The sequence below is a fragment of the uncultured Caldilinea sp. genome, from assembly GCF_937128415.1.
Lineage (GTDB): Bacteria > Chloroflexota > Anaerolineae > Caldilineales > Caldilineaceae > Caldilinea.
Genome location: NZ_CAKZMJ010000035.1, coordinates 1 through 5,742, shown reverse-complemented (window position 1 = coordinate 5,742; position 5,742 = coordinate 1). Strand labels below are relative to the sequence as shown.

1 protein-coding gene is annotated in these 5,742 nt (G+C 64.7%); it reads left to right on the top strand.

Going from position 1 to position 5,742, the window contains the following annotated elements:
- Window positions 1–193: 193 nt before the first annotated feature.
- Window positions 194–5,742: type I polyketide synthase (locus Q0367_RS05935; RefSeq protein WP_298981220.1), on the top strand; the 5,549-nt coding region annotated here is incomplete at its 3' end.

The window sequence follows — 5,742 nt, the reverse complement described above, 5'->3', positions numbered from 1 at the left end:
GGAGAGCGGGAGAGGTGGAGAGCGGGAGAGGTGGAGAGCGGGAGAGGTGGAGAGCGGGAGAGGTGGAGAGCGGGAGAGGTGGAGAGCGGGAGAGGTGGAGAGCGGGGGAGGTGGAGAGCGGGAGAACTGATGCACTGAAGCTTTCGCCGCTTATCTCCTGTTTTCTGGTTTTGTGTTGACAAAGGAGGACCCAATGCCCAATCCAAGCTCCGACCGAGCAATCGCGATCGTCGGCCTCGGCGCAATTCTTCCTGACGCGTTGAACGCGCCGGCCTTCTGGCAAAACATCATCCACAAGCGTTACTGCATCACGGAAACGCCGCCCGACCGCTGGAGCATCGCCGACTATTATGATCCGGATCCGACGGCGCCGGACAAAACCTATTCCAAGATCGGCGGGTGGGTGCGCGGTTATCAGTTCGACTGGAAGAGGTATCGCATTCCGCCCAAAGTGGCGGCGGCGATGGACGAAGGTCAGCAGTGGGCGGTGAGCATCGCCGATGAGGCGCTGAGCGACTACGGCTACCCCAATCGTCCGCTCGACACCGAGCGCACCGGCGTGATCCTGGGCACGGCGATGGGGGGAGAGTTGCACTACATCACGCAGCAGCGCGTGGCTTTTCCGGAGTTCATGCATGCGCTGGAGGCCGCGCCGGAGTTCGCTGCACTGCCCGCCGCCAAGCGCGAGGCGATTCTTCGGCAATGGCATCAGCGATTGGATGCGACGTTGCCGCCGATCACCGAGGACTCGATGCCCGGCGAGCTGCCCAACATCGTCGCCGGACGCGTCGCCAATATCTTTAACCTGCGCGGGCCAAACTTCATCACCGACGCCGCCTGCGCCTCTTCCTTTGCAGCCATCGATGCAGCGTTCGAGCTGCTGGTCGAGCGTCACGTCGATGCGGTGATCACGGGCGGCGTTGACCGCAACATGGGCCCGGTCGTCTTTGTGAAGTTCTGCAAGATCGGCGCGCTGAGCGCAACGGGCAGCCGCCCCTTTGGCGAAGGCGCCGACGGCTTCGTCATGGGCGAGGGCTCGGCCGCCTTCCTGCTCAAGCGCCTTTCCGACGCCGAACGCGACGGCGACAAAATCTACGCCGTCATTCGCGGCGTCGGCGCCTCGAGCGACGGCAAGGGCAAGGGCATCACGGCTCCCAATCCTCAGGGCCAGGTGCTCTCGGCGGTGCGCGCCTGGGAGAACGCCGGCCTTGATCCGGCTACGGCAACCCTGGTCGAGGCGCACGGCACCAGCACCCGCGTGGGCGACGTCGTCGAGGTGGAAAGCCTGACCAAAGTCTTCGGCGGCGCGCCGCGCGGCAGCATCGGGCTAGGCTCGGCGAAGAGCAACATCGGCCATCTGAAGGCGGGCGCGGGTGCGGCCGGCCTCTTGAAGGCGACGATGGCGATCTATCACAAGGTGTTGCCGCCGACGCTGAACGCCCGCACCCCCAACCCCAACATCGATTTCGCCAGCACGCCTTTCTTCCTGATTCACGAGCCGATGGCGTGGGAGCAGCCTAAGAATTTTCCCCGCCGCGCCGGCGTCAGCGCCTACGGCTTTGGCGGCACCAACTTCCACATCGTGCTCGAAGAGTACGTGCCCGGCATGTTGAAACCTGAACCGAAAATTTTTGCTGCGGCGAAGGCCAACGGGGAACAGCAGAGGGTGGAGACGTCAACGCTCAGCCACTCTGCATCTTCTTCCGCCCAGACTGCAGCCCAACCTACGACAGGTCATTCTATGCACAAGAAACCTCTGCGTGGCATTCTCTCCATCGGCGCGCACACCCCTACAGAGCTCAAGGACAAGCTGGATGACATCTTCCGCCGCGTGGAGGCGGGCTGGACCCCTGAGCGCGAGCTGCCTCCCAAGGCCGATCTCGCCGCGCCTGAACGCCTCTTTATCGATTTTGGGACGCATGAGGAGCTGTTGGATCGCATTCAGAAAGCGCGCAAGGCCGCAGGGTTCGACAATGTGCAGGCGTGGAAAGCGCTGCAAGGTCAGGGCATCTTTCGCGGCGGCGGGCCGAAGCCGGGCAAGCTCGGTTACCTCTTCCCCGGCCAGGGCAGCCAGTATGTGAACATGGGGCGTCTGCTTGCCGAACGCGAGCCGGTGGTCGCGCAGGTCTTCAAGGAGGCTGACGAGGTGATGACGCCGATTTTGGGCCGGCCGCTGACCAGCTACATTTTCGTGGACAGCAGCGACCCGCAAGCCGTCAAACAGGCCGAACTGGCGTTGATGCAGACGGCGATCACTCAGCCGGCCATGCTGACGATGGACACGGCGTTGTACAGGCTGCTCGCCGAGTACGGCTTCGAGCCGGACATGGTGATGGGGCACTCGCTCGGCGAGTATGCAGCGTTGATCGCAGCCGGCGTCATGCCCTTCGCCCACGCGCTTGAGGCGGCGGCCGCGCGCGGGGCCGAGATGACGCGCGTCAGCGTGGAGGACAACGGCTGGATGGCGGCGGTCATGGCGCCGCTCCCCGTCATCGAAGAAACGCTGCGAGAGGTGGACGGCTACGTCGTCGCCGCCAACATCAACAGCTATAACCAGTGCGTGGTGGGCGGCGCCAGTAAGGCGGTGGAGCAGGCCATCCAACGCTTTGAGAAAAAAGGCTACCGCGCCGTGCGCATCCCCGTCAGCCACGCGTTCCACACCCGGATCGTGGCGCCGGCCAGCAAGCCGCTGCGCAAGGTGCTGGATCGCCTGAGCATCTCTTCGCCCCGGATTCCGCTCGTCGCCAACGTCACCGGCGAGCTTTATCCGACCGGCGTGGAGGAGATCAAAGACATCCTGGAACGCCAGATTGCCTCGCCTGTGCAGTGGGTCAAAGGGCTGGAGACGATGCATCGCGAAGGAGTGCGTTGCTTTGTTGAAGTCGGGCCGAAGCGCGCGCTCAAGGGGTTCGTCGACGATGTGTTGGGCGATCAACCTGACGTCTGGTCATTGCTCACCAATCACCCTAAAACCGGCGAACTCGAAAGTTTCAATCAGGCGCTGTGCGGACTTTATGCAGCCGGATACGGAGCGATGGAGCGAGCCGCCGGAAGTGAGAGACGGGTCGAGCCTGCGCCTGTCATCGTCACGACGTCCGCTCCAGTTCAGGCAACGATGAAGGAAAGTGCACCTATGCCACAGTCAACCATCGATTCCAATAACGCGCTGGGGCAGGCGTTGATGCAGGCGCTGCAACAGTTGGCGACCGGCGCTGCGTCCTTCGCTCCTCGCCCATCGCCCTCGAACTACGATCGCAATGAGACGCCCGCCGGCTCGGTCGTCATCACCGGCACAGGGCTGGGGCTGCCTGGCGCCAACAAATCGGTGATGGACCCGGAGAACGCGCTGCGCATCCTGCGCGGGGAGCAATTCGTCGACCTCATTCCAGAGCGCTTCCGCAAGGAGATGGCGAACAAGCGCATCACCCGGCTGGTGAAAGGCGAGGACGGCAGCGGCCATTTCGAGGTGATCGAAGACACCGATGAGGTGATCAAGCTCGCCGGTCGCGGCGGCTACTTCAATCTCGCCGAAGAGTACGGCGTTCCGGAGAAGCTGATTGAGGCGCTCGACATCACGACGCAGCTCGCCATGGCCGCCGGACTGGACGCGCTGCGCGAGGCGGGCATCCCGCTGGTGCAGACCTACCGGCCCACGAGCAAGGGCACCTATCTGCCCGATCGCTGGCTCTTGCCCGAGGCCCTGCGCGACGAGACGGGCGTCATCTTCGCCAGCGCCTTCCCCGGCGGCGACCGCATGGCCGAGGAGTTCCGCCGCTATTATGAGTGGGAGAACCGCCGCCGGCAGCTTGCCATGCTTGAGGACTTGCGTCAGTATGCCAGCGATCCGACCACGCTGCGCGAGATCATGCGGCGCATCGGCGAACTGCGCAACGAGTTGGAGCGCCACCCCTATGAATTCGACCGTCGCTTCATTTTCCGCATCCTGGCCATGGGGCACAGTCAGTTTGCGGAGTACATCGGCGCGCGCGGGCCGAACACGCATGTCAACGCCGCCTGCGCCAGCACCGCCCAGGCGATAGCGCTGGCCGAGGATTGGATCCGCGACGGACGCTGTCGCCGCGTGATCGTGATCGGTGCAGACGATGTGACCAGCGAAAATCTGATGGGCTGGGTCGGCGCCGGCTTCCTGGCGACGGGCGCCGCCGCCACCGACGATAAAGTCGACGAGGCGGCGCTGCCCTTCGACCGGCGTCGCCATGGCACGCTGCTCGGCATGGGCGCCTGTGCGCTGGTGATCGAGAGCGAGGACGCCGTGCGCGAGCGCGGCATGCGCGGCATCGCCGAGCTGCTGAGCAGCGAGACCGCCAACAGCGCCTATCACGGCACGCGGCTCGATGTGTCGCATATCTCCGACGTCATGAACCGGCTGGTCACGGCGGCGGAGCGCCGCTTTGGCCTCAATCGGTACGTCATGGCGCCGCAGATGGCCTTCATCTCGCATGAGACCTTCACGCCCGCGCGCGGCGGCAGCGCCTCGGCTGAGGTTATGGCCTTACGCAACACTTTCGCCGAAGCGGCCAACGAGATCGTCGTCTGCAACACCAAGGGCTTCACCGGCCATCCGATGGGCGCCGGCGTCGAGGATGTGATCGCCGTCAAGATTTTGGAGTACGGCATCGTGCCGCCTGTGCCGAACTTTAAAGAGGTCGACCCGGAGCTAGGCGTGCTCAACTTGAGCCGCGGCGGCCGCTATCCGGTGCAATACGCGCTGCATCTCTCGGCGGGTTTTGGCTCACAGATTGCCATGACGCTGCTCCGGCGCATCCCAGGCGGCCACGACCGCATCGACGACAAGGCGCGCTATCAACGCTGGTTGGATGACGTCAGCGGCTATGACCATGCCCGAACCGAGGTTGTCAAGCGCGTGCTGCGCATTGCAGCGCAGGGGCAGCCTGTTCGTTCGCCGGCGCCCAGCGCATGGCGCTACGGAACCGGCCCCACCTTGCGCGCAGCGGCGCCCGGCGACGGCTTGATCAACGAATATCGCCCGCTGCCCATGCCGGCGGTGGCCGCAGCGGTGAGGGGCGAAGCACTCGGCAGAGCGGAGGAACGCGTGGCAAGAGGCGACGGGGCTGCGCCTGTTGTTTCTGCTCCGTCGAAACCGGCGCCCCCTGCTCCCTCAAAACCTGCGCCGCCTCCCCCTGCGTTTGAACCGGCGCCACAGGTCCCGACCCTGCAGACTGCCGAGCCGGCTGCACCGTCGATTGCAGCGCCGTCTCCGGCTCCTGTTGTTCTGCCTGAACCGATCGTTGCGCCGGTCGCGCTGCAGCCCGTCCAGGCTCCATCTGCCGACCCGGTCGTGGATCAGGTGCTGGAAGTCGTGGCGGCCAAGACCGGCTATCCGCAGGACATGCTCGACCTTGATCTCGACCTGGAGGCGGACCTGGGCATCGACACCGTCAAGCAGGCGGAAACTTTCGCTGCCATTCGTGAGAAGTTCGGCATCCCCTTCCAGGAAGGTTTGAACCTGCGCGACTATCCGACGTTGCAGAGCGTGATCGACTTTGTGCGCAAGATGCGCCCCGACCTGGGAGAGGCGAAGGCCGAGGAGGGCGGAGCGAGGGAAGAAGTTGCTCCGTCGCCTCCGCCGCAGGGTGCAGAAGCGTCCCCTTCGGCCTCCGACCCAGTCGTGACGAAGGTGCTCGCAGTCGTCGCCGAGAAGACGGGCTATCCGCAGGACATGCTCGACCTTGATCTCGACCTGGAGGCGGACCTGGGCAT